This is a genomic window from Chryseobacterium oleae, from assembly GCF_900115055.1.
Lineage (GTDB): Bacteria > Bacteroidota > Bacteroidia > Flavobacteriales > Weeksellaceae > Chryseobacterium > Chryseobacterium oleae.
In genome coordinates this window covers 604,496-629,673 of record NZ_FOVD01000002.1, presented here as the reverse complement: position 1 = coordinate 629,673, position 25,178 = coordinate 604,496, and the positions used below count along the sequence as shown (strand labels likewise).

At 38.4% G+C, this 25,178-nt stretch carries 18 protein-coding genes; 2 read left to right on the top strand and 16 right to left on the bottom strand.

Going from position 1 to position 25,178, the window contains the following annotated elements:
* Nucleotides 1–13: 13 nt before the first annotated feature.
* Complete coding sequence (locus BM143_RS09840; protein WP_090024310.1) at nt 14–535, bottom strand: hypothetical protein; 522 nt, start codon at nt 533–535, stop codon at nt 14–16.
* Nucleotides 536–566: 31 nt separating this feature from the next.
* Nucleotides 567–1,763 carry a glycine C-acetyltransferase gene (gene kbl / locus BM143_RS09835; protein WP_090024309.1) on the bottom strand — a complete coding sequence of 399 codons (1,197 nt, stop codon included), beginning with the start codon at nt 1,761–1,763 and terminating at the stop codon, nt 567–569.
* 160 nt (nt 1,764–1,923) lie between these two features.
* On the opposite strand from kbl, the gene BM143_RS09830 reads away from it, so the two are divergent.
* Entirely contained in the window at nt 1,924–2,802 is an 879-nt protein-coding gene (locus BM143_RS09830; protein WP_090024308.1) for a cupin-like domain-containing protein, read from the top strand.
* A gap of 319 nt (nt 2,803–3,121) precedes the next feature.
* Here BM143_RS09830 and BM143_RS09825 read toward each other — a convergent pair whose 3' ends face one another.
* From BM143_RS09825 to BM143_RS09765, 13 genes are all read right to left on the bottom strand, one after another.
* Nucleotides 3,122–5,053, bottom strand: a complete 1,932-nt coding sequence (locus BM143_RS09825) for a M1 family aminopeptidase (protein ID WP_090024307.1) — start codon at nt 5,051–5,053, stop codon at nt 3,122–3,124.
* Nucleotides 5,054–5,308: 255 nt separating this feature from the next.
* Nucleotides 5,309–7,234, bottom strand: coding sequence for a M1 family aminopeptidase (locus BM143_RS09820; protein WP_090024306.1), 1,926 nt, complete (start codon nt 7,232–7,234; stop codon nt 5,309–5,311).
* An 86-nt stretch (nt 7,235–7,320) separates the two neighbouring features.
* A complete protein-coding gene (dacB, locus tag BM143_RS09815; RefSeq protein ID WP_052202266.1) occupies nt 7,321–8,790 on the bottom strand; it encodes a D-alanyl-D-alanine carboxypeptidase/D-alanyl-D-alanine endopeptidase in 1,470 nt (489 codons plus the stop codon).
* A 160-nt stretch (nt 8,791–8,950) separates the two neighbouring features.
* Nucleotides 8,951–11,398 (bottom strand): replication restart helicase PriA, encoded by a 2,448-nt coding sequence (gene priA, locus BM143_RS09810; protein WP_090024305.1) that lies wholly within the window; start codon nt 11,396–11,398, stop codon nt 8,951–8,953.
* Nucleotides 11,399–11,857: 459 nt separating this feature from the next.
* Nucleotides 11,858–12,766, bottom strand: a complete 909-nt coding sequence (locus BM143_RS09805) for an AEC family transporter (RefSeq protein ID WP_090024304.1) — start codon at nt 12,764–12,766, stop codon at nt 11,858–11,860.
* Between the two features lie 572 nt (nt 12,767–13,338).
* Nucleotides 13,339–15,822, bottom strand: a complete 2,484-nt coding sequence (locus BM143_RS09800) for a beta-mannosidase (RefSeq protein WP_090024303.1) — start codon at nt 15,820–15,822, stop codon at nt 13,339–13,341.
* Nucleotides 15,815–16,201, bottom strand: a complete 387-nt coding sequence (locus BM143_RS09795; protein ID WP_090024302.1) for a GxxExxY protein — start codon at nt 16,199–16,201, stop codon at nt 15,815–15,817. Before BM143_RS09795 ends, BM143_RS09800 begins: the two co-directional genes overlap by 8 nt.
* 697 nt (nt 16,202–16,898) lie before the next feature.
* Entirely contained in the window at nt 16,899–17,561 is a 663-nt protein-coding gene (locus BM143_RS09790) for a copper homeostasis protein CutC (protein WP_090024301.1), read from the bottom strand.
* Nucleotides 17,562–17,592: 31 nt separating this feature from the next.
* Nucleotides 17,593–18,585: an isoaspartyl peptidase/L-asparaginase family protein gene (locus BM143_RS09785; RefSeq protein WP_090024300.1), complete on the bottom strand. Its 993-nt coding sequence runs from the start codon at nt 18,583–18,585 to the stop codon at nt 17,593–17,595.
* 101 nt (nt 18,586–18,686) lie between these two features.
* A complete protein-coding gene (locus BM143_RS09780) occupies nt 18,687–19,175 on the bottom strand; it encodes a DUF6691 family protein (RefSeq protein ID WP_090024299.1) in 489 nt (162 codons plus the stop codon).
* Nucleotides 19,176–19,195: 20 nt separating this feature from the next.
* Nucleotides 19,196–19,759 carry a YeeE/YedE family protein gene (locus BM143_RS09775; protein ID WP_090024298.1) on the bottom strand — a complete coding sequence of 188 codons (564 nt, stop codon included), beginning with the start codon at nt 19,757–19,759 and terminating at the stop codon, nt 19,196–19,198.
* Between the two features lie 232 nt (nt 19,760–19,991).
* Complete coding sequence (locus BM143_RS09770) at nt 19,992–20,615, bottom strand: Crp/Fnr family transcriptional regulator (RefSeq protein WP_090024465.1); 624 nt, start codon at nt 20,613–20,615, stop codon at nt 19,992–19,994.
* A 20-nt stretch (nt 20,616–20,635) separates the two neighbouring features.
* Nucleotides 20,636–22,903 carry a glycoside hydrolase family 20 protein gene (locus BM143_RS09765; RefSeq protein WP_090024297.1) on the bottom strand — a complete coding sequence of 756 codons (2,268 nt, stop codon included), beginning with the start codon at nt 22,901–22,903 and terminating at the stop codon, nt 20,636–20,638.
* A gap of 104 nt (nt 22,904–23,007) precedes the next feature.
* On the opposite strand from BM143_RS09765, the gene BM143_RS09760 reads away from it, so the two are divergent.
* Entirely contained in the window at nt 23,008–23,829 is an 822-nt protein-coding gene (locus BM143_RS09760) for a DUF4197 domain-containing protein (protein WP_090024296.1), read from the top strand.
* Nucleotides 23,830–24,198: 369 nt separating this feature from the next.
* Here the strand turns inward: BM143_RS09760 and BM143_RS09755 are convergent, their stop codons facing one another.
* Complete coding sequence (locus tag BM143_RS09755; RefSeq protein ID WP_034726419.1) at nt 24,199–24,852, bottom strand: CoA transferase subunit B; 654 nt, start codon at nt 24,850–24,852, stop codon at nt 24,199–24,201.
* Nucleotides 24,853–25,178: the final 326 nt, after the last annotated feature.

Below are 25,178 nucleotides of genomic sequence, written 5' to 3'. Positions count from 1 at the left end.
TAGATATAAAAAATTATTGATCGGTGGCGTCAACAGGCTGCATTTCCTGTAGCTTTACTCTTTTCGCACCGAGGTTTGTGTAATACTTTTCCAGCTTGTTCAGATGGTCTTCACTGGTTTCCTTCCCTTTTACATGCAGACCGTAATCGCTCCAGATATTAATGCAAAACAAACCTTTTACTAAAGTCCTGCTGTTGGACTGTTCATAGTTTTTGGCAAGAAATACATCCAGATCCGTTTTTGTTTTAAACTCATAAACCATGACTCCACCATCATCCTTTTTAGCGTTATTGTACGTAAAGGTGTAGAAATTTTTAATGGTAGCTGCCGTTTCCGGACCTTCTATTTTTGAAATAATATCGGGATTATCCGTCACAAAAGGGATTTTTGTAATCCCGATATCTTTCATTTCTTTATCTATTGTCGCAGGTTTCATGCCCTGCAGTTCTACATTTTTAAGATCGAAATCCATAATGCTCTGTGCAGAGAAACTTTGAAAACATACAAAACCGATGATCAGAAGTATTTTTTTCATAAAACCTGTTTTAAATAATATACTATTTTAATTAAGAAATCACACCAAGCTCTTTACCTACTTTTTCAAAAGCAGCAATCGCTTTGTCAAGGTGTGCTCTGGTGTGAGCTGCAGAAAGCTGTACTCTGATCCTTGCTTTTCCTTTCGGTACTACAGGATAGAAGAACCCGATTACATAAATCCCTTCATCCATAAGCTTTTCAGCCATTTTCTGAGCAAGAGGGGCGTCGTACAACATCACCGGAACAATGGCAGCATCACCTTCAGGAATATCAAATCCTTTGGCCACCATTTCTTTTCTGAAATATTCTGCGTTTTCCATCACCTTATCACGAAGTGAAGTGTCATCAGAGATCATATCCAAAACTTTCAATGCTGCTCCTACGATACCAGGTGCTAATGAATTCGAGAATAAATAAGGACGGGAACGCTGTCTCAGCATATCGATGATCTCTTTTTTACCGGAAGTAAATCCGCCTAAAGCACCACCTAAAGCCTTTCCTAACGTAGACGTGATAATATCCACTCTGCCCATTACTTCATTGGCTTCGTGTGTTCCACGGCCTGTTTTTCCGATGAAACCTGTAGCGTGAGAATCATCTACCATTACTAATGCATTGTATTTGTCTGCAAGGTCACATACGCCTTTCAGATCAGCTACAATACCATCCATAGAGAAAACGCCGTCGGTAACGATGATTTTGAAACGGTGATCTTTTTCAGAAGCAGCGATTAACTGTGCTTCCAGATCTGCCATATTGTTATTTTTATAACGGTATCTTGCCGATTTACAAAGACGTACCCCGTCAATAATTGAAGCATGGTTCAGTTCGTCTGAAATAATCGCATCTTCTTCAGTAAATAAAGGTTCAAAAACACCTCCGTTCGCATCAAAACATGCCGCATATAAAATCGTGTCTTCAAGACCTAAGAAATCCGCGATTTTTTTCTCTAATTGCTTGTGAATATCCTGTGTTCCGCAGATGAAACGTACAGATGACATACCGTAACCATGCGACTCTATCATGTCCTGAGAGGCCTTCATCACCTCCGGATTGTTGGACAGACCCAGATAATTATTGGCACAAAAGTTTAAAAGCTTCTTTCCGTTAGCTTCTATTTCTGCGCTCTGCTGGGAAGTGATGATTCTTTCTCTTTTATAAAGACCGTCATTTTCAATGTTTTGCAGTTCGTTCTGTAAATGTTGAAGATATTTTTCAGAGATCATTTTTTAGTAATTTTTTAGATGCGCTAATTTAATAAAAAGGTGTTAAAATATCAGCTTTTAAAAGTTTAATTCTAAAAATAGGGTTCAAATTCAGTTTTAACACAATTAGTCTACTAATTTAATAGGATAATAATTATATTTGTGATCTAAACTGAGGAATATGAGACTGACTCCGATAGAAAAAGTAAAGACACTAAGTTCCCGAAGCTTTATACAGAATTATATGAAGCCACGTCTTCCTGTTATTATGGAAGATTTTATCGATCCCGGAAGTCCTGCTTTTAAAAAGTGGAATTATAAATACTTCAAGGAAATAGCAGGAAATCATAAAGTGAACATCTACGGAAGCGAGCTGGAATCTCTGGACAGAGTGGCCAGCAGCCCGATCGGACAAACCACATTTTCAGACTATCTTGACCTGATCAGTACAACGCCTACAGAGCACAGACTGTTTTTATTCAATCTGCTTAATATCAAACCGGAGCTTAAAGACGACCTCCATTATAACGATGTGACGAACGGCAAAATACTGAAATGGCTTCCTTTCATGTTCTTCGGTGGCGAAGGATCCATTACCAGAAACCACATTGATATTGATATGTCCCATGTTTTCATTACTCAGTTTCACGGCATCAAAAGAATCTGGCTTTTTCCGTGGGAGCAATCGGATCTGATGTATAAACTGCCTTACAATTTTCATAGTTTACCCAATATCAAAGATCCCGACTACAGAGAATTCCCGGCCCTCCTCTATTTAAACGGCTATGAAGCACTGTTGAATCCGGGCGAAACGCTCTACATCCCTTCCGGCTGGTGGCATTATATACAATATGAAACCGAAGGTTACTCCGTTTCTGTAAGAGCACTTCCTTCAAGCCTTCTTGAAAAATGGCGCGGCTTCAAAAATATGGTCGTGACCAGGAATTTTGATAATATGATGCGCAAACTCTTCAAAGAAAAATGGTTTCGGTACAAAGTAAAAACAGCCAGAAAAAGAGCTACCCGGGCTGCCAGAAAACACAGAAGCTTCCTGATATAAAAACTTCATCACAATATGTTTAACCTTAAATTATTTTAACAATGGAATTACTGTACGCCATACTATCTGCTGAACGCGCTCACTATTTTTACTATCCGCTTTTTTAACCTCTTTCCGGCTGTTAAAACTTTTATTTAAATTCTCAGCTGTTTTGACCTTTTGTGGATACTAATTTTGTGACTGCCTATTTCAAAAAACAACAAAAAACGGACTCAAGGTCCGTTTTTTTATTTAATCTAAATTCGTTAAGATAAGAGGTAGAAGTTCTGATTTCAGACTCAATCACTTCCCTCTTCCATCTTCAAACTTCCTGACTATCTTAGTGTTTAACAAATTTTATATTTTTCTCCTGAACCGTAAAAATATAGGTTCCCGGTACCAGTTCTGAAATTTCAACCGCTTTACCAGGCTGATACACTGATTTTCTGATCAGCTTTCCATCAATAGAATAAATGGAATAATCAATTGCTCTGTCAACTCCTTTTAAATACAGCTCATTTTTGGCAGGATTCGGATACAGTGCAAACTCTTCTTTCTCCACGGAAGACACACTTAAGGTATTATCCTGAACTACCGTAGAGTTTTTGTCCAGAATCTGATGTTCGTAATTAAACTGAACACTCGCCACAGGGAAAGTAACTGTTTCAAGGAATCCCTGATTATTAGTCGTGTGGTTTAGAACAAAATAAGCGGTCTGCCCTCCTGTTCCATTAACTTTGATCGGTAACGGCATTTCAAAAAAGCTTACAGAAGCATTACTCTGCGTCTGTCCCGCTTTAAAGAAGATCTGATTTCCGGTCTGTCTCCATTTGATATTATATGTTGGATATCCCTGACCATATAGCCAGTCATTAAAAAACTCAGTAAGGTCTTTTCCGCTGGACTGAAGAAATGAAGCTTTAAAATCTGCGGTACTTGCATAACCATAGGCCAGATTCGGTCTTGAGTGATAATCTTTTACAGCCTGGTAGAAAGCGGTATCACCCAAAATCCATTTGATCATTCTTACAATATATCCTCCTTTTGCATAGGAAAGTCTGCTGCTGAAAATTCGGTTTGAGTTGGAAAGTTCAGCATCTGAAACATAAGTACTTCCTCCGGTTGCACTGGTAATGGTATTTTTTTCATCAACCAGAAAACTCATAAACTGAGCATTGGTCATTAAGAGTTTTTCATTCGCCAGGTGTTCCCCGAAAGTGGCAAAACCTTCGTTCAGCCAGATATCATTCCATGTTGCACAGGTTACTTTATCCCCAAACCATTGGTGAGCAAGCTCATGAGCGATAATACTTCTACTCCAGCTTCCCATAGAAGACATGGTCTGATGCTCCATACCGCCTCCCCACTGGAACTGCATATGCCCGTACTTTTCATTACGGAAAGGATAAGGTCCAAAATACGTTTCAAATGTATCCATCGCCTGTTTCGTCCATTCAATATTAGACATTGTACTTGTATTGGAAGCCGTGGATGGGAATACATAATTCACAAACGGAAAAGGCGGGTTTCCGATGGTACTGCTTAATTTCGTAAAATTGGTAATCGAAAGGGCAATCAGATACGCTGCTGTAGGATATGCCGTTCTCCAGAAGGTCAGTTTCTTTGAACCCGGAAGTGTAGTTTCAGACATCAGTTTACCGTTTGCAGCAACGTTATATTGTGATGGTGTTGTTATTTTAAAATCAAATCGTTCAATTTTATCGTTAAGACTCTGCTTGGTAGGAAACCAATCCTGTGCGCCATAAGGCTCACTTAATGTAGACAGAACAGCCGTTCCGCCCTGATTTCCATTAAAAAAAGCACTGTTAGCCGAAGATGGAGCACCGGAGTAATTGATCGTCAGGGAATCCAGTGTATTCGCTGGGATAGAAGCCGGAAAATCTATTTTCAGTTCTTTTGTAGAAAGTTGCTGAAATGTAAGATCCGTTCCGTGATATTTCACCTGAGATACAGTAAGCGTACTGTTAAGATCAAAATAGATGCTGCTCATATTCTGATTAGGCTTAAAGTGCGAGGTCACAGAACCTGAGATATTATACACTGCAGGATCCAGACTGATGTCCATTCTCTGATACTGAAGATCGTAATTCAGCGTATTGGGACTCACATTGTAAGTGGCCATCTTATGAGCAAAGGATTTCTGTTCCATTGCTATCAATCCTTTCATTTCAATATTGTGATCATGTGTATTCTGGCTGTACATCACTTGCGGCAGCAAGGCGCTCAGAATCAAAAGATAAAGTGTTTTCATTTCCCAAAAAATTATTCGGTTAAATATAGATAAAAACCTTCTAATCCAAGATTAAAAGGTTAATTTATAGATAAAACAAACATTTACATGAAAAACTACAGTATTTATAGTCTTTTTTAAAAATTTATTTCACAATATCTTAAGTAATATATAATTTTTTAAATCAAAAATAAAGACAGATTACTACATTACTTCACAATTAAAAGCACTTATCATAATTATATTGAAGGTAAAATAGATTATTTAGTGAATTTTTTACTGTTTTATAAATTTGATATGCTGCTCATTGATGGTAAAAATATAAGTCCCCGGAACCAACTCTGAAATTCCAATTGTTTTTCCAGGCTGATACACCGATTTTCTGATCAACTTCCCATCTACAGCATGAATGGAATAATCAACTGCTCTGCCAATTCCTTTTACGTACATTTCATTCTTAGCCGGATTAGGATATAATGCGAAGTCATCCTTTTCTACGGAAGAAACACTTAACGTATTATCCTGAAGCACGGTAGAATTTTTCTCAAGAATCTGATAATCATAATTGAATTCAACACTGGCAACCGGAAAAGAAACGGTTTCTAAAAATCCTTGACTATTAGCGGTATGATTCAATGTAAAATAAGCAATCTCCCCTCCCGTTCCGTTGACTTTAATAGGTAATGGCATTTCAAAAAAGCTGACCGATGGACTACTCTGGGTTTGTGAAACTTTAAAAAAGATCTGGTTTCCGGTCTGTTTCCATTTTGTGGTATAACTTGGATATCCTTCACCGTATAACCAGTCATTAAAAAATCCTGCAAAATCTTTTCCTGTAGACTGTAACAGAGAAGCATTAAAATCTGCAGTTCTTACATAGCTGTAGGCTAAGTTCGGTCTTCCGTGATAGTCTTTCACGGCCTGATAGAAAGCGGTGTCTCCTAAAATCCATTTAATCATTCTCAGAATATAGGCCCCTTTTGCATACGTCAGTCTGTTGCTGAAAATTCTGCTTACACTTGAAAGCTCTGCATCCGGAACGTAAGTAGAACCATTGGGAACAGAAGTAATATTATTAATCTCTCCCAACAGAAAATTCTTAAATTCAGCATTGGTCATCAATAATTTTTCATTCGCAAGACCAGCCCCGAATGTTGCAAAACCTTCATTCAGCCAGATATCATTCCAGGCGCCACAGGTCACTTTATCTCCGAACCATTGATGGGCCAGCTCATGAGCAATTAACGGTTTGCTCCAGCTACCCATGGATGACATGGTCTGGTGCTCCATTCCGCCATTGAATTTGAATTCCATATGCCCATATTTTTCGTTCCGGAAAGGATAGGGTCCGAAATAGGTTTCAAAAGTATTCATGACCTGTTTAGTCCATTCGATATTGGCCATACTGGTGGCATTGGCATTCGTGGAAGGATATACGTAATTCACAAACGGAAATGGTGGATTCCCGATGGTATCGTTCAGTTTAACAAAATTGGTAATAGAAAGAGCGATCAGATAGGCTGCTGTAGGATACGCCGTTCTCCAGAAGGTCAGTTTCTGATTTCCGGGGAGTGTAGTTTCCGACATTAATTTTCCATTGGAAGCCACATTGTATTGTGAAGGTGTGGTGATTTTAAGATCAAACCGTTCAATTTTATCATTCATGCTCTGCTTCGTGGGAAACCAGTCCTGTGCGCCGTAAGGTTCACTTAAAGTACATAAAATAGGAATTCCCCCTTGCGTTGTTGTCGTAAACGCATTTCCCACAGACGGGGCTCCCGAGTAGTGGATCGTCAGAGAATCAAGGGTATTGGCAGGAATGGAAGCGGGAAAATCGATTTTCACTTCTTTGGTAGGAAGCTGCTGGAACGTCAGGTTACTTCCATGGTACTGCACCTGAGAAACCACCATGATATCAGAAAGATCGAAATAAATGCTGCTCATATTCTGAGTGGGCTTGAAATGAGAAGTCACGGAACCCGAAATATTGTATACTGCAGGATCAAGACTGACATCCATTCTCTGGTACTGAAGATCGTAATTTAAGGTATTCGGGTTGATATTGTAGGTGATCATCTTTTTCGTAAAAGCATTCATTTCTTTTGCGATAAGCCCTTTCATTTCAATATTAGGTTCCTGTTTCTGGCTAAAATAATTCTGAGAGATTAAAAAGCTCAGGATTAAAAGATAAAATTTTCTCATACTCAGGTTATTAGATGTAATCAAAGATAAAAAAAACCTTCTAATCATGGATTAAAAGGTTTTTAGAATATTAAAATAAATATTGTTTAAAGATCGAGAGCCGGCTCAAGAATTTTTTCCATTCTTTTCTTCACCATATCTACAGATCCTGAGTAATTATTGACCATTAAAGAAAACACAAGCGTCTTCCCTGAATTAGTTTTAAGATATCCTGCTAAAGTTTTCACTTTATTTAAAGTTCCTGTTTTAGCAAAAACCTGTCCGTTTCCGGTTCCGATGAACATTCTTTTCAGTGTTCCGGACTGTCCTCCTACCGGCAGTGACGTAAAATAGGTTTTGTAATATTTCTCATCCATTAAAGAAGTCAGAAATTTCACCTGGGAAATAGGCGTTACGTTATTTCCTCTTGACAGCCCGCTTCCATCCATATAATTCAGCCCGATCATATCGAAGCTTTCATTTTTAAGGTGGTTGGTTACGACTATTCTTCCTGATTCAGAAGTCTGGTCGCCCATTTTCTGGTACCCTACTGTTTTCAGTAAAGCTTCTGCAAGAGAATTGTCACTGTGCTGGTTGGTATAGAATACAATATCACCTAATGTAGGAGATTTATAAGCTGCTACCAGTTTTCTGCTTTCAGGTGCTGCATCCGTCATTTTTGGCGTTACTTTCCCTGTTACTCCAATTCCACTTTTCACCAGTGTCGTTCTGAACGTATTGGCAAGATAAGCCGGAGCATCCGGAAGTTTTGTCGTTAAAACACCGTCTCCATCATACTTTTCAGCATACACCATCTGGTTTACATAAGGAGAAACGTAGAAATACTTTTTATCGGAAGCAAATCCTGATTTTTTCACAATCAGCTTTTCGTTTGCCGGATTGATCTCGCGGGTAGTTCCTACAGGCAGGTAGTAATTATTGTTTTCAAGCCATACAACATTTTCCGGAAGCATTGTAATATTGCCTTTGAAAAGCGCTGTCTGAATGATAATATCACCATTTACCTTTTTGATACCTTCGCGGGAAAGTCCGCTCATGAAGTCTGAAACAATGTCTCTGTACGACCACGCTCCTGCTTTATTGGTTCCTAAAGAAGGGTCTCCGCTGCCTATCAGATACAAGTTTCCATTTAAAACTCCACTTTCATCAATAGTCCCTGAATATTCCAGCTGCGTCATCCAACGGTAGTTTTCGCCTAAAAGGTTCAATGCTGTTTCCGTAGTTAACAATTTGGTAGTAGAAGCCGGAACTAAAGGAGTATTTTCGTTGTACGAAGAGATCACCTTCTTCGTTTTCGGGTCATACACTACGAATCCCCAACTGGCATTTTTCAGCACAGGATCCGCCATCATTGTGTTTACATTTATGTCTACGAGCTCTTTGGCCGACAAAATTGTCTTCTCCGCTACCGAAGTAATGGGAGAAGGCAGATTCAAAGTACTTCTTTGATTATCGTAAGCCTGTGAGTAAAGAACGGTAGAAACGGTAGATTGAGCAAGGAAAAACCCAGAAGCCAATACCGCTGCACTTGAAATATATTTTCTGTAATTTACCATCTATCTTTTTTTGGTTCCATAGTTTGACACAATAAAAAATGATAAGTTAAATCATCCAATTAAAGAGCCAAACACTTAATCAACGACCAAAAGTAGAAATTATTGTCAGATAAAGGGTCACAGAGGTCTTATAAAAGAGCCTAAAGTTTGTTAAAAAATGTTAAAAATCCACTAAAACGTCTTTTTTAATACTTTGATAAGCAGTGATTTCATCAAATTCATTCAAACTCAGCAAAACCATCTTCTTGAATTCGTCATACTTTTTCCCGCGTGGAAGTTTAAGCATAATTTGGAATTGGTATAAATTGTTTAGCCTTGCAATCTGCGCTCTTTCAGGTCCCAAAACACATTCTTCAGGAAGGTATTTTCTTAAAATGGATCCTAAAAACTGGGAAGCTCTGTTCACTTTGTCTTCTTTCCGGTGCTTCAGCTCGATCATAATGAGCTTTGTGAACGGTGGATAGTGGAATTTCTGACGCTCGGTAAGGATATATTTATAGATTTTCGCCGGATTATTCATCTTGATCAGCTGAAAAACGGAATGATCGGGATTATAGGTCTGAATTAAAATTTTCCCTTTTCCTGAAACCCTTCCGGCTCTTCCGGATACCTGCGTGATCAGCTGGTAGGCTCTTTCCTCAGCCCTGAAATCCTGCACATAGAGCAGAGAATCGGCTTTTGGAATGGTCACCAGTTCGATATGGTCAAAATCAAGACCTTTAGAAATCATCTGCGTTCCTACGATAATGTCAGTTTCACCATCTTCAATTTTCTCGTATAGCTTTTCATACGCAAATTTCTTACGCATGGAATCTACATCCATCCGGTCTACTTCATGGTCAGGAAAGAGTTTAGATACTTCTTCATGAATCTGCTCTACACCTACTCCTCTTTCATTCAGGTTTTCAGACTGGCATTTCGGGCAGCTTCTCGGTTTTGAGGCTCTCTGTCCGCAGTAATGGCATTTCATTTCATTCGCAGCCTTGTGATACGTCATTACAACATCACAGTTCGAACAGTAATTGACATAGCCGCAGGTTTCACATTCTATAACATTGGCATAACCGCGGCGGTTATGAAGCACAATGGCCTGATTTTTTTCATCCACCGTTTTTTTGATCTCATCTATCAAGTGTAAAGAAAAGTTCCCGGAGACCTTTTTAGATTCCTGGGCTTCTTTAAAGTTGATGAGTTCATATTCCGGCAGATTGACATTCCCGAATCTTTCGTTCAGGAAGATATATTTTATTTTATCTTTTCTTGCATTGTAGTAGCTTTCCACCGAAGGCGTTGCCGATCCGAGGATTACACCCGCTCCGTAAAGATTTCCTAAAACCAGTGCAGCATCTTTCGCATTGAAATTAGGGGAAGCTTCTCTTGGCCTGTATGCGGAATCATGTTCTTCATCCACAACGATCAGTCCAATATTTTTAAACGGCAGAAACATCGCATTTCGGGTTCCTATGAGAATTTTGATATCGTTCTGTTTGATTCTTCTCCAGACTTCTACCCGTTCAAAATCCGTCAGTTTCTGGTGATAGAAACCAAGCTGTCTTCCGTATTTTTTTTCCAGCCTTTGGGTAATCTGTTTGGTCAGAGAAATTTCGGGAAGCAGAAACAGGACATTTTTCCCTTCCTGAATGCATTCTTCGATTTTCTCTAAATAAATATGGGTTTTCCCAGAGGAAGTTACCCCATGCAGCAATACATTTTTCCCTTCTTCAAAAGCTTCATCTATTTCAATTTTAGCCTCCTTCTGCTGCTCGGAAAGCTCTTCAAGCTCTTCAATAACCCCTTCATAACTCTCAATCCTGTCTTTCTGCATATAATATTCTTCGACAAGATTTTTATCTGCAAGCGATTTGAAATGGGAGCTTCCGAAATATCCATCCTCAAACAGTTCAGATTTCTTAACCGGAATATCAGGATGCTCAGTTTGTTTTTCTAAAATAGCGAGGAAAAGATCCTTTTGCCTGGGAGCTTTGTTCAGTTTTAAAAGAATCTCCGTCAGATTCTGGTTACCCAAAACCTGATCATTAATCTTTACATATGCGACTTCCTTTGCTTTATATTTTTCCGCAATTTTTTCGTCAATTTCAATATACTGCAGATCGATCAGGGAATTGATCGTTTTAATGATATCTTTTTTAGGAATGAACGCTTCAATATCCGTTAAATTAATTAACTGACGCACTTCCAATGCCTGAACCAGGTACATTTCATTGACATCCAGATTTTCAAAATCAACCGTTATATTGGGTTTTAATTTTAAATAAGTCTCACTTTCCAGTTTTAAAGAAGAAGGAAATGCAAAACGGTAAATCTCCCCCAATCCGCACAGATAATAATCTGAAAGCCAGTTCCAGAAATTGATCTGTTCTTCAGGAAGAATCGGCTGATCATCCAGAATACTGATGACTTCCTTGGCTACAAAATTTTCAGGCGCATTGTCGTGAAGTTCAAAAACAATTCCCGTATAGATTTTCTTGCCTCCAAACGGCACCAGCACACGCATTCCGGGCTGAATATCCGGCATCAGCTCTTCAGGGACTTTATAGGTGAAAGATCCTTTTAAATTAAGGGGTAAAACGATTTGGACGTACTGCAAGGGAAAATTTTAAAGTGTAAAATTAGATTTTTCTTGAGAGAACTGCAATTTTTTATTGAGATTGTATCTGCTGTTGCGAGGAACTGTGTGAATTTAAATTTTGGCTAAAGCCGTTTTGCGTTATTATTGAAATTAAACGGGCTAAAGCCCGTTCCTATTGAATATGTTTGTCGTATGTACATCATATGGATGCTCGTATTATTCTAAAGGTTTCTCGCGGATTGAGCAAATTATGCAGATTTAAAATACATTAGCCTCTGCTGAATCTGTATAATCTGCGAGAGATTATTTTTAATTTGTATGATTTTTTAAATGCAAAGTTTGATTTAAAGAACGTTTAATTTTAAGAAGGGAAAGAGTTAGACTGCGTCGCTGATGAAGCTGCAGGGTAAAACGCTTGCTTAGTCGAATCAATAGTCATTATTTTTTGTTCTCGTAGGGAAGTTTCGGTCTCCTATTTTAGAAAAGCCATTCGGTGATGTGATACCAGACGGCAGAGGTAAGAAATCCTACAAGAATACTGAAACCGATGATCAGATTGGTGAGCTTGGTATTTAACCTGAACTGTTCTGCAATAATGCTTGAGGTGACGACTGTAGGCATTGCGGCTTCAAATACGGTAATTTTTGCTACATCTCCTTTTATATTAAGAAGTAATGCCAGACCAAGTACAATAGCCGGAGCTAAAATCAGTTTATAGAGCATGGAAACGGACATCTGGGGAATCAGTTTTTTCCATCCGTTGAATTTCAATTGAAGTCCAACTGAGAATAATGCCAATGGACTTACTGTTGCCGCCAGTTTATCAAAAAACGGCTCTGCAGCAGTGAAATCAATAAATTGTGATAAGGTCAGTGCTGCGATACATCCAATTAATGGCGGAAAAGTGATCAGTCTTTTCAGAATAAACAGAGCGCTTACTTTACCGGATCTGCTTCCTCCTTTTACGGCCGCAATAATTCCCATGGTGGAAAGGGCAAAAAACATGGTCTGGTCACAGATGATCGCAATGCTTAATAGACTTTCACCATAAAAAGCACTGATCAGCGGAAAACCTACAAAGGAAGTATTGCTGTATCCGCTTGTCAGTTCCAATGTGCTTCTGGACCGTCTGGAATAGCCTTTACTTTTGCTGTAAAACATCATGAAGAAGAAGCAAAAAACAGAGATCAGAAAGGTAGCCATAATGGGGAATAGCATTTCTGTGGTCCATTTTACTTTGGGCAGGTATTTAAAGGATACCGCGGGCAGGGCCAGATAAAGAATCCAGGTGTTAATTCCTTTGTGGGCATCGGGATGGATAGATTTTGTTGCCTTGAATACCATTCCTGCGATAATACACACTGCAATCAGAACAAAATTTACCATAATGTGTAAGAAATATTACGCAAAGTTACGGTTGATTTTTCAGTTATGACCTCCAAAAAGTAATTTTTAATGACAAAAATCTATTTTTATTTAAAATCAATTTAAAGCGAATATATTTCATTAAACTCAATAAACATCACATTTACAGAATACTCTATCTTAATCTAATTCCTAAATATGATCAATTTCCAATATTAATTTTCAATATTTTTTACATGATAAATCACAAAATATTGAATAAATTATTAATTTTACAAAACCACAAAAATAATTAATATGAAAAGTAAATTAATGTCTTTAGCACCAACTTACTCTATATAGAAAGAAGCCTTCCGTAGTATTTGGAAGGCTTTTTTATTGTTGAAATGTAGCAAAGCACTATTCGTTTCATGATTTATCTTGTGATTTGCAAAAATTTTATCTTTGATAAAATTTTATGTTGCGGATTGCTGGTAAGCTAATATTGAACTTTGGAAATAATAAACCTCATAGGTTTTAAAAACCTATGAGGTTTGTTTTTTTATGCTCCCGCAGATTCAGCTGATGATGCAGATTTTTGTTTTATTACTTTCTTATTTCTGTAAGGTATCCCAAAGGCTCATTACTTCGATATTTTTCAGAGGTTTTGACAGTTTGATCTTTTTCGAGGTATGAGGAAGAAGGTCGAAGAAATTATCACTGAAATGAATATCTCCTATCAGATAAACGTCTTTTGCCAGTACATCTGTGGAAATTTCAATTTCATCCTGAGAAATTCTTTTGATCTTGATATTTGGTTTTGTCAGCTGCAGATCTTTCGGTTTAACAAAGAAATGGGTATTGATAACTATTATTTTTCCTTCTTTGTCTTTTAAGGTAAGTTGCAAAAAGGTTCTATTTTTTTCAGATTCAGTTATTACATTTTTGATTTCAATCGGATCAAATTTCAGAATACTTTCCAATGATTTTTCTTTTGAATATGCTTTGACTTCTTTTAAAACCTTTCCGTCAAAATTCACTGCTTTGATTTCCAAATTAGCATCAGCAAAATTCTTAATTCCATCATTAATGGCGTAAAAATTTAAATTTCCATCATTTTCATCCGTTAAAATCACCTGTTGTTCAAAGCTTCGCTTCATCTGATACTGAAGAGCCTTCCAGTTTCCTAAATAATCAATGGAAGACCATGAAACCACCGGCCAGCAATCGTTCAGCTGCCAGTATAAAGTTCCCATATTATAGGGTTTTGCACGACGATGAGCCTCAACCGCGATTCTCATTCCACTCGCCTGCAGCAATTGGGAAATGTAATTGTATTGTACAAAGTCTGTGGGAAGTTGATAATCTCTTTTAATATATTCATTGATGATTTCCCATCCTCGGCCATGTTTTTCATGTGCTTTTACGGTAGGATTCTGCAAATTCAGATCGGGAGCTCCGGAAAACATAGACTTCGTAGCTTCCAGACTCGGCATTCCCTGAAAACCGTATTCAGACATGAAACGGCCTACTTTTTCATTATAGATTTCAAACGGCTGCTCTCCCCACCAAACTCCCCAATAATGAGAATCTCCTTCGGTAAGGCTTTCTTTATGTCCCCAACCGATAGATGGCGAACTTGGCCAGTAGATATTTTTTTCAGGAGTAAGATTTTGCTGTAACGCATTTGGAATCACGTCATGGAACAGCTTTTTATAGTCTTTCCACACCTGTAGGGAATCGTTTTTTGAATATTTGAACTGTTTCTGATATCCCCAGTTGACGATGGCTTCATCAACTTCATTGTTCCCACACCACAAAGCAATGGACGGATGATTCTGAAGTCTGTTCACCTGATCTTTTACTTCTTCTTTGACGTTGTTTAAAAAAGCTTCATCAGCCGGATAAAAGCTTCCTGCAAACATAAAATCCTGCCAAACGAGAATACCGTTTTCGTCACAGGCTTTGTAGAATTCGTCATCTTCATAAATTCCGCCACCCCAGACACGGACCATATTCATATTGGCCTCTTTCATGTCTTTAATCAGTTTCCGGTACTTTTCTTTGGTTATTCTGGGTGAAAAACTGTCGGCAGGGATCCAGTTGGTTCCTTTAGCATACAAAGGCTTTCCGTTGACTTTAAAATAGAACGATTTTCCGGCGGTATCTTTTTCCTGAACCAGTTCTACCGTTCTAAATCCTACTTTTATATTTTTTTGGTCTAAAGCAGTCTTATTTTTTAAAAGTTTGATTTTAAAATCATGAAGATTCGCCTCTCCCCAACCGTTGGGCTGCCAGAGCTTGAACCCACTCATATCATAAGGAACACGAATGGTGTTCATCCCTTTTTTAAGAGAAACGGTCTTGTTCAATTGATTAATATTCAAACGATAATCCCCGGCTTCCTGTGCATTAATTTCTATTTCAAAATTAAAATCCAAAACTTCATTTGAAAAATTCTGATGGTATTTCACAGTCTCTATTTTTGCGAAATTCCAGGACTCCAATTGTATATCTTTCCAGATTCCGGCGGTCACCAATCTTGGTCCCCAATCCCATCCAAACTGATACTGCGCCTTTCTTACAAAGCTTCTGGGCGATTCCGGCATTGTAAACGGAACTTTTTTAGCCAATTCCTTTCCTTCATTCACTGCAGATTTAAATGTAATCTTCAGTTCATTGTCTCCTTCCTTCAGAAACTCTTTCACGGGAACATTCCATTTCCTGAACATATTGTCTGTTTTTTTCAACAGTTTTCCGTTCAGATAGATCTCTGAGAAGGTATCAAGTCCGTTAAAAATCAGGTCAATATGATTATGTTTGAGTTCTTTTGCAGATACTTTAAAGGTGGTTTTATACTCCCAATCCTCATTTTCTATCCATTGCACCTTTTTTTCATTCTCATCTTTGAAAGGATCGGGAATTACCTTATTCTCCATCAGATCCAGATGAACGGTACCCGGAATTTTTGCAGAAAGCCAATCCTGCTCTTTTGTATTTTTGAACTGCCATTTCTCCGAAGACAAAATTCGTTCTGTAAGTTGTGCAGTCATCATAGTCTGAATAAAAAGAAAAACAAAAAGGATGGATTTATTCATTAATAAGCTTGTTTACAATTCTGTGAATTCCGTATTTGATAAGTTCACTATTAAAATTGATCAGTAGTCCTAGCTGAATATTCGTTAGTTTCAGATAAGTCAACACCTGAGCATAAAAAACAGGGTGCAGCTCAAGAACGGCTTTTACTTCAACAATAACCTTATTTTCTATAATTAAATCAATTTTATAGGCGTTTTCTATTGTAACTTCTTTATACTTTAAAGGCAGAGATATTTGTTGTTGTACATCTATTCCCTGCTGTTTCAATTCGTATGCAAGAGCAGTTTCATAGGCATTTTCCAATAACCCGACTCCCAAATTCCTGTGAACTTCAATGGCAGCTCCTATTATTTTGTAGGATAATTCGTTTTCTGTCATTCATTTGTGTTTTTTATTTTTTGTGCTTTGTTTTTTAACGCAAAGTTTTATTTTAATACTATATAATTGAAGGATGCAAAGAAGGAATCAATTTCATTGATTCGACTAAGCAGACGTTTTATACTGAACTCCTACTTATGTATAATCTTACTTTTGCATTACCCTAAACAAAAACAATATATTTAACGCAAAGTTTTACTATAATACTGCATACATTAAGGCTGCAAAGACAGAATCAATTTCATTGATTCGACTAAGCAGACGTTTTATACTGAACTCCTACTTATGTATAATCTCACTTTTGCATTACCCTAAACAAAAACAATATTATTTAACGCAAAGTTTTACTATAATACTGCATACATTAAGGCTGCAAAGACAGAATCAATTTCATTGATTCGATTAAGCGACTGCCTTATCCGTTTAGCTTCGTCAGTGACGAAGTCACACTCTTTGCCCTCCTCAAAACTAAACACTCTTTAAAATAAAACTTTGCGTGAAAAAACATGACATATAATGACGCAAAGATTGATTTTTATAATGCAAAATTCTAAGGCTACAAAGAAGAAATCAATTAGCATTGATTTGATTAAGTAGACGCTTTATACCGACCGATTTATCAGTGACGGAGTCGCACTCTTTGCCTTCCTCAAAACTAAACGCTCTCTAAAATAAAACTTTACGTTAAAAATCCGCTTTATTTATTTTTCAAAGCTACAACCTCATCCGCAATGGCAAAAGCACCACCATCCGTGATTGCTGAAGAATGAAAATAGCCCGCATTGGTAAATTCCCTGATTTCTTCAATATTGGTAGAGCGAAGGCCGCCTCCAACCAGAATTTCAATCCGGCCATTGGAAAGTTCAACCAGTTTTTTCAGGTTTTCTTTGCCTTCTGAAACATTGGGTTTCTGGCCTGAAGTAAGGATCGTTTTAAAACCGCAGTCAATTACTTTTTCTAAAGAATCTTCAAGATTCGTTGCGCGGTCAAAAGCGCGGTGAAAAGTACATGGAAGAGGATCTGCCAATTCAACTAAAACCTTATTCTGTTCTACATTCACCTCATCATTTTGGTCTAAGATCCCAAAAACAAAACCATCTGCACCTAAAGATTTCAACTGAACCAATTCTTTTTTCATCTGCTCCAATTCAGCTTCTGAATAGGTAAAATCTCCTCCACGTGGTCTGATCATTACAAAAATCGGAATAGTAATTTTTGCTCTGAGCTCTTTCATTGTTTCAAAATCGGGAGTCGTCCCGCCTTCGCTTAATCCGTCACATAATTCGATTCTGTCTGCTCCGTTTTCAAAAGCAATCATGGCTGATTCCGGATTGAAACATGCTATTTCTATTTTTGACATTTATTTTTTATTGAATGGTAAGAAAATATTTTTATTTCAGGGCAAATTCCGGCTTTTCAAGACGGTTTCCTTTCTGATCATAGACTGCGAAATTAAATCCGTCCTGAATACAGTAAGAACCATACTCGCCTTTTTTATTTAAAGCGATAAAGCCAACCTGAATATCTTTCAGATTTTTATTTCTTTTTTTAGTTATATTCACAATCCTTTCTACTGCTTCTTTGCAGGCCTGCTGAGGATTTCTTCCTTGTCTCATCAGTTCAACTACAAGATGGGTTCCTACAGTCCGGATCACTTCCTCGCCATGCCCTGTAGCCGTAGCTGCTCCTACTTCATTGTCTACAAACAGACCCGCACCGATAATAGGTGAATCTCCTACTCTGCCATTCATTTTGAACGCCATTCCACTGGTAGTACAGGCTCCGGAAAGGTTTCCCTGTGCGTCAAGAGCGATCATTCCTATGGTGTCATGATTTTCAATATTAGCAACCGGTTTATATTCGCTGGTTTTTAACCATTCTCTCCATTCTTTTTCAGATTCGGGAGTAAGGAGGTTTTCTTTTTTAAAGCCTTGTGACAATGCGAACTGTAAAGCTCCGTCTCCAACCAGCATTACGTGTGGTGTTTTTTCCATAACCGATCTTGCCACGGAAATAGGGTTTTTGATATGCTCTAAACATGCAACGGAACCGATATTATAGTTTTCATCCATAATACAGGCATCAAGAGTCACTCTTCCATCCCTGTCCGGACGTCCGCCATAACCTACACTTCTTTCTGTAGGATCCAGTTCTACCAGACGAACTCCTTTTTCCACTGCATCAAGCGCTTTTCCGCCTTTTCCAAGAATAGTCCAGGCTTCTTCATTGGCTTTCAGACCAAAATTCCAGGTGGAGAGAACGATTGGCTTTCCAACTGTTTTAGAATGATCGGGTAAGTCTTTAGCGATGAGATCCAGGGGATTTACAGCAAGCGCCAGAGAAGCGGCGGCTGTTTTTTTGATGAAGTTTCGTCTGCTTTGCATGTGAGATGTATTTGGCTTCCAAATTAGCAATTTTCCCGCTAGCATAAAAGGAAAAAAGACCACGGCACCAGCTCTGTAGTCTTTTTCTTATTTTTTAATGATCAATGTGGCAGTTGATCCCTGAAATAACCATATACCCATGTTCCTGCAACTGCACTGAGAAGGGTTACACTCACCGCCAATGCGCCCGTCCCGATCTGGGCAAAAAGTGGTCCGGGACATGCTCCGGTAATGGCCCAGCCAAAACCAAAGATCAATCCACCGTAGATCTGGCCTTTGTTAAATTTTTTTGAAGGTATGATTATAGGTTCACCATATATTGTTTTGATATTGAATTTTTTGATGACTCCAACCGAAATCATTCCCACCAAAACGGCACTTCCGATGATTCCATACATATGAAAAGACTGCAGGCGGAACATCTCCTGGATTCTGAACCAACTGATTACCTCAGCTTTCACGAAAATAATTCCAAAGATAATTCCAGCCAAAAGATATTTCAGATTGTAGTACCATCGATGCTTCAGTCTGCTTTCATTCGTACAGTTGGTATCCTGATGACGGATATCGGCTTCTTTATGATCTGTCATAATTGATTTTATTTAAAAGTTTAAAGGGAAAGAATAAATGGCAGGACAAGATTGGCCATGATAAAACCACCGATCATAAAACATACCGTTGCCACCAATGACGGCCATTGCAGATTGGAAAGTCCCATGATGGCGTGTCCGCTTGTACATCCGCCGGCATATCTTGTTCCGAAGCCTACCAAAAATCCTCCGACCACCATCATGATGAATCCGCGAAGGGTCAATAGACTTTCAAAGTTCATCAACTGAACAGGAACCAGATTGCTATAATCTGTAATGCCGTAGCCTGCCAATTCGGTTTTCAATTCCGGATGAACGGTAATTTCTGATGTATTGAGGAGAAAATGAGAAGCAATCATTCCCCCGAAAAAAATTCCCAGCACAAAAAACAGATTCCAGGCTTCTTTCTTCCAGTCGTATTTGAAAAAACTGATTCCGGCCGGAATACATGCAGCGCAGATATGCCTTAATGAAGAACTGATCCCGAAGGATTTATTTCCAAGAATCAATAAGGCGGGAACGGTAAGTCCGATCAAAGGGCCTGCTACATACCATGGCCAGGGTTCTTTTATAATTTCCAGCATTTTTTCTTAATTATTTTTTGTAAAAATGAAGATAGTTGAGAGAACTTACAGCTACTTTTGTTACATAAGGTATTTTTTACGAGGCTTTTTTAACCACAAAAGGCGCAAAAGTTTTTCCAAACTTAAGTTTATTTTAAAGTTAAAATAGTATCGTATAGAAGTAAACTTAAGTTCTTTGAAAATCTAAGATTTTCGTTTGGTGTAAAATACTTGGGTCGGGACTAGTATGATCTTATAAAAGAGCAATTCTATTTCTACCCAGTTTTAATTTTCCGGATTCTTCCAATTGTTTGAGCAGTCTTGATACGACAACTCTTACGGTACCCAATTCGTTGGCAAGCTGCTCATGGGTGATGACAATAGTTTTGGAACCGGTAAGTTCAGATTTTTTATTGAGAAGATTCAAAAGTCTTTCATCTACTTTTTTAAAAGAAATGGCGTTGATGATTTCCAGTAATTCTTCAAAACGTTTATGGTAGAGTTTAAAAATATAATCCAGCCATTCCGGATGTTCTCTGATAAACAGCGAAGCCTTATCTACGGGTAAGAAAAGTATCTCGGTATCTTCTTCCACTTCGGCTTTTACCATACTTTTTTCATTGTGCATTCCACCCAGAAAAGACATGATGCAGCTTTCTCCAGTTTTTATGTAATAGAGGAGGATTTCCCGTCCGTCCTCGTCTGTTCGGATCACTTTGATCATCCCTTTCATAATAATCGGGATAGAGCGTATGGAAGCATTTTCATCCAGAATACTATCTCCTTCAGCATAGCTTTTGGGAATGCCGTATTGATACAGTTTTTCAACCAGTTCGGGTGAGGTGGCAAATTCTGAGGAGAGGACGTCGTTCTGCATATTAATCATTCAACTTTTGGCTAATTTACGCCAATTTCATCCACAAATAGCCATGCTTTTGAGTCGGCTCCGGGATTTCCCGCAGGAATAATACCAGCGTTTTCTATTTTGAGTTTGATGTATTTTGAGTTCTGGCTTCCTACGTTTAATTTTATCTTTCCTTTTGAACTAAGGATCTCGTCTTTTCCAATCTCTTTGATCATTTTAAAATTCTTACCGTCGTCGGAAATAAAGATCTGTGCAGATTTCGCCAGATGGATCCAGCTTCCTTTATTTTCTAAAGTATTGAAATAAACTTCCGAAAAACCTGTCTTCTGACCAAGATCAATAGTCGCTACGACATCTTTCCCCTGAAAACCAAGCCATGTTTTACCCAGCTGTCTGGTATTTCCGATAATTCCATCCACTAAGGTAAAAGCGCCTCCGAAAGAGTAATTTTCACTTGGCTGCTGTTCTAAGGTTATTTTTTTTCCTGTCGTTTTTGAAACTGTAAATTCCTGTGCAGAAACGGCACTTTTCAGTTTTCCATCCTCAAAATAGGCAGATTTAACGGTTAAAGATTTAGAAATATTAATGGGTCCCTGATATATCTGTGAATTCAGAGTAGGATCTGTTCCGTCCGTTGTATATCGGATTCCTTTTGGGTCCTGTGAAACCGTAAGCTCATAAGAAATACCGTTGCCGCCAGGAATTACTTTTCCGGAGATATTGTAAATGCTTTTTGCATAATTCACCTTCATTTTGTCCAGCACTTTGAACTGGCTAATGACCCTGTTTTCAAATTCTTTATAATTTTTAGGGTCTGCGGTCCCCCATCCTACTTCTGAAAGTGCCATCAGCCTTGGGAAAATCATGTATTGCACCTGTTTAAAATCTGTGATATATTCTGTCCATAAATTGGCCTGAACACCCATGATATATTTTGCCTGCTCCGCATTGAGCTCTGAAGGAATAGGATTGTAAGAATACACTTTATCTAAAGGGGTAAATCCACCAAAAGCGTTAGGCTCCGACTGCGGATCTCCCTGATAATGGTCGAAATAGCAATACGCTCCGGGCGTCATCACTGCGAAATGTCCTGATTTTGCGGCTTCAATTCCTCCATTCACGCCTGTCCAGCTCATCACGGCTGCGTTTGGTGCAAGGCCACCTTCCAGAATTTCATCCCAACCAATGATTTTTCTGCCTTTACTGTTGACATATTTTTCAATTCTGTGGATGAAATAGCTTTGAAGACCATGCTCATCTTTTAAATTATTTTTCTTAATTAATTCCTGGCAATGCGCGCATTCTTTCCATCTTGTTTTCGGGCATTCATCACCACCAATGTGGATGTATTGGGAAGGGAATAATTTCATGACCTCATCAAGAACATTTTCCAGGAAGGTGAATGTTTCTTCTTTTGGGCAGAACACATCGTCAAAAACGCCCCATTTTGTAGCCGCTTCAAACGGTCCTTTTGTACAGGCCAATTCGGGATATGCGGACAAAGCAGCTAACGCATGTCCCGGCATTTCAATTTCCGGAACGATGGTGATATGTCTCTGCTGGGCATATTTAACAATGTCTTTGATTTGTTCCTGAGTATAAAAGTAGGGGCCGTAAGGTTTTCCGTCAAATGTATTGTCTACATAAGCTCCAATCATGGATTCTTTACGTTTTGAACCAATTTCGGTCAGTTTCGGATATTTTTTAATTTCAATTCTCCAGCCCTGATCGTCTGTCAGGTGCCAGTGAAAGGTATTCAGCTTGTACATAGCCAGATAATCGATGTACTGCTTCACTTCATCCACATTGAAGAAATGACGGCAGACATCCAGATGCATTCCGCGCCAGGCAAATTTAGGACTGTCTTTTATTTCCATAGCCGGAATAGCACCATCTTCCTGATGTTCTTCAAAAAGCTGAATCAAGGTTTGAAGGGCAAGAAAATAGCCCTGTTTGGTATCCGAACTTATAAAAATCCCTTTTGGAGAAATGTCAATGGAATAACTTTCTTTCTTACTTTCAGGATTAATCGGAATTTTCGGCTGTGGAATCAGTATATGCATCACATGAACTTTTTCCGTATTGCCGCTGGATTGAAATTTAACCTGAGACCCAAGGCGTTTTCTGAAATATTCCGTCTCTTCTTTCGGAAGTTTATCATACAGAATCAAAGTTTTAGGTATAATAAACTTCCCCTCCTGTAGGGTTAGACTTTGAGGATAAGGAATTAAATTCGGCTTTATCTGAGCAGTGAAAAGAGTGGAAAAAAGAGCGGAAAATATAAGAAGAAAACGTCGCATCTGGGTATGATTAAGGTTTTAGCTAATATAAATATTTTCCAAAACTCTTCGGTGCATTTTAACTTATTAAATAATAAAACATCTAAATTTGCAAAAAAAATACAATGAGAAAAAGCATTTTACTGGCCGCAGGATTATTATTTTCAATTTCTTCACAGGCACAGCTCTTAGATATCATCAAATCTACGGTTAAAACTAAAACCGGTGTTGATCTTGACAATCCGTCAAAACCTAAAACACCTGCAACCACAGCGACGACTTCAACTACTACTACCACAACTCCAACCAAAACGTCTCCTATCAATCTTGGAAGTCTTACTTCAACACAGATTTCTTCAGGATTAAAGGAAGCATTAAGCCTTGGAGTGACTGATGGTGTAAAGAAACTAGCTCTGACAGACGGATTTTTAAAAAATGAAGCCGTAAAAATTTTAATGCCCGAAAAACTTAGAAAGATCGATACCACACTCCGCTCTCTGGGAATGGGAAGTCTTGCTGATGAAGGGGTAAAATTATTGAACAGAGCTGCTGAAGATGCCGTAACTGAAGCCGCTCCTATTTTTACAAAAGCGATCACATCCATGACAATTACGGATGCTAAAAATATTTTGTTAAGCAGTGATAACGCAGCAACCAATTATCTACAGACCAAAACGCAAAGCCAGCTGTTTACCGCATTTCAGCCCAAAGTGAAAGCTTCATTAGGAAAAGTAGGCGCTGATACGGTCTGGAAAAACCTGATCTCCAAATACAACACATTTACAGGACAGGCTGTAACGACTGATCTTAATGAATATGTAACAACAGAAACCATCAATGGGGTGTTCAAAATGGTCGCGGAAAAGGAAAGCGGAATCAGAAATACGCCTGCAATGAGAACGACTTCTATTTTACAGAAGGTTTTTGGGGCGCAGGATGGGAAATAGATATGAGAAGTTAGATGTTAGATATTAGATGTTAGAGCTTCTAATTAAGATTTTTCAGCGATGTTGTGTTGAACTTAAACTGAAAACATAAAAAAGGTTATTTTCTTTTGTCTTGAAACAAAAGAAACAAAAGTTCAAGACCTGGAACTCTTCGCTAAAAATAAATTCTGTTCACTAAAAATTCTAAACTCGCGCGAATTCTATACAGGTTATTCGATTTGAATTTTGTGTCGCGCTTCAAACAGTAGAATTTTCTTAACGTTCGCAGATTTTATTTTCTTAACGCTACGATTTCCTACGTCAATTATAATGGTTCAAAAGATATTTTTCAATAAAAAAACCTTGTCAATGACAAGGTTTTTGTTTTATCTAAAATTGCATTTCAGGAATTTCACCTTCGATGATCAGATCTGCTTCTGTAGATTTTACGATGTGCTCCACTGAAACACCCGGTGCTCTTTCTACCAGCTTGAATCCTTGAGGAGTCACGTCTAGTACCGCTAATTCGGTTACGACTCTTTTCACGCAGTTAACGCCAGTCAGCGGAAGGGTACATTTTTTCAGGATCTTGCTTTCTCCTGCTTTGTTCACGTGCATCATCGCAACGATAATATTTTCTGCAGATGCTACAAGGTCCATTGCTCCACCCATTCCTTTAACCATTTTTCCCGGAATTTTCCAGTTGGCGATATCTCCGTTCTCAGAAACTTCCATCGCTCCAAGGATGGTGAGATCTACTTTCTGACCGCGGATCATCCCGAAACTGAAGGCTGAATCGAAAAATGAGCCTCCCGGCAGGATGGTGATGGTCTGTTTTCCGGCATTGATGATGTCGGCATCTTCTTCCCCTTCGAAAGGGAAAGGACCCATTCCGAGCACTCCGTTTTCACTCTGAAATTCTACGGAAATACCATCCGGAACATAGTTAGCCACCAATGTAGGGATTCCGATTCCCAGGTTTACATAATATCGGTCTTTCAGTTCTTTTGAAATCCTTTTAGCAATTTGTTCTTTTGTAAGCATAATAAAAACTTAGACTGCAATTTAATTCTTTTCACTTGAATACAAAAGGGCTTTGTTGCTAAGGTTGAGATAAAGGTGAGGTAGGTGGCAGGTTCTAGGTAGCAGATATTAGGTAGCAGGTGGCAGGGATTGTGCCGAAGATTCAAATTATCGTCTTTTGATTATAGTTAAGAAATAAGACTCAAGATGTCAAAAATGAGACGATTATCCATCAGCTTAATTACTACAAACCAACAACTGACAACCCTCTTCCAAACTCATTTACTCTAAAACCCTCAAACCCTCTTACTTCATAGCTATCCGACACTCAAACTCGCACCGCGTAC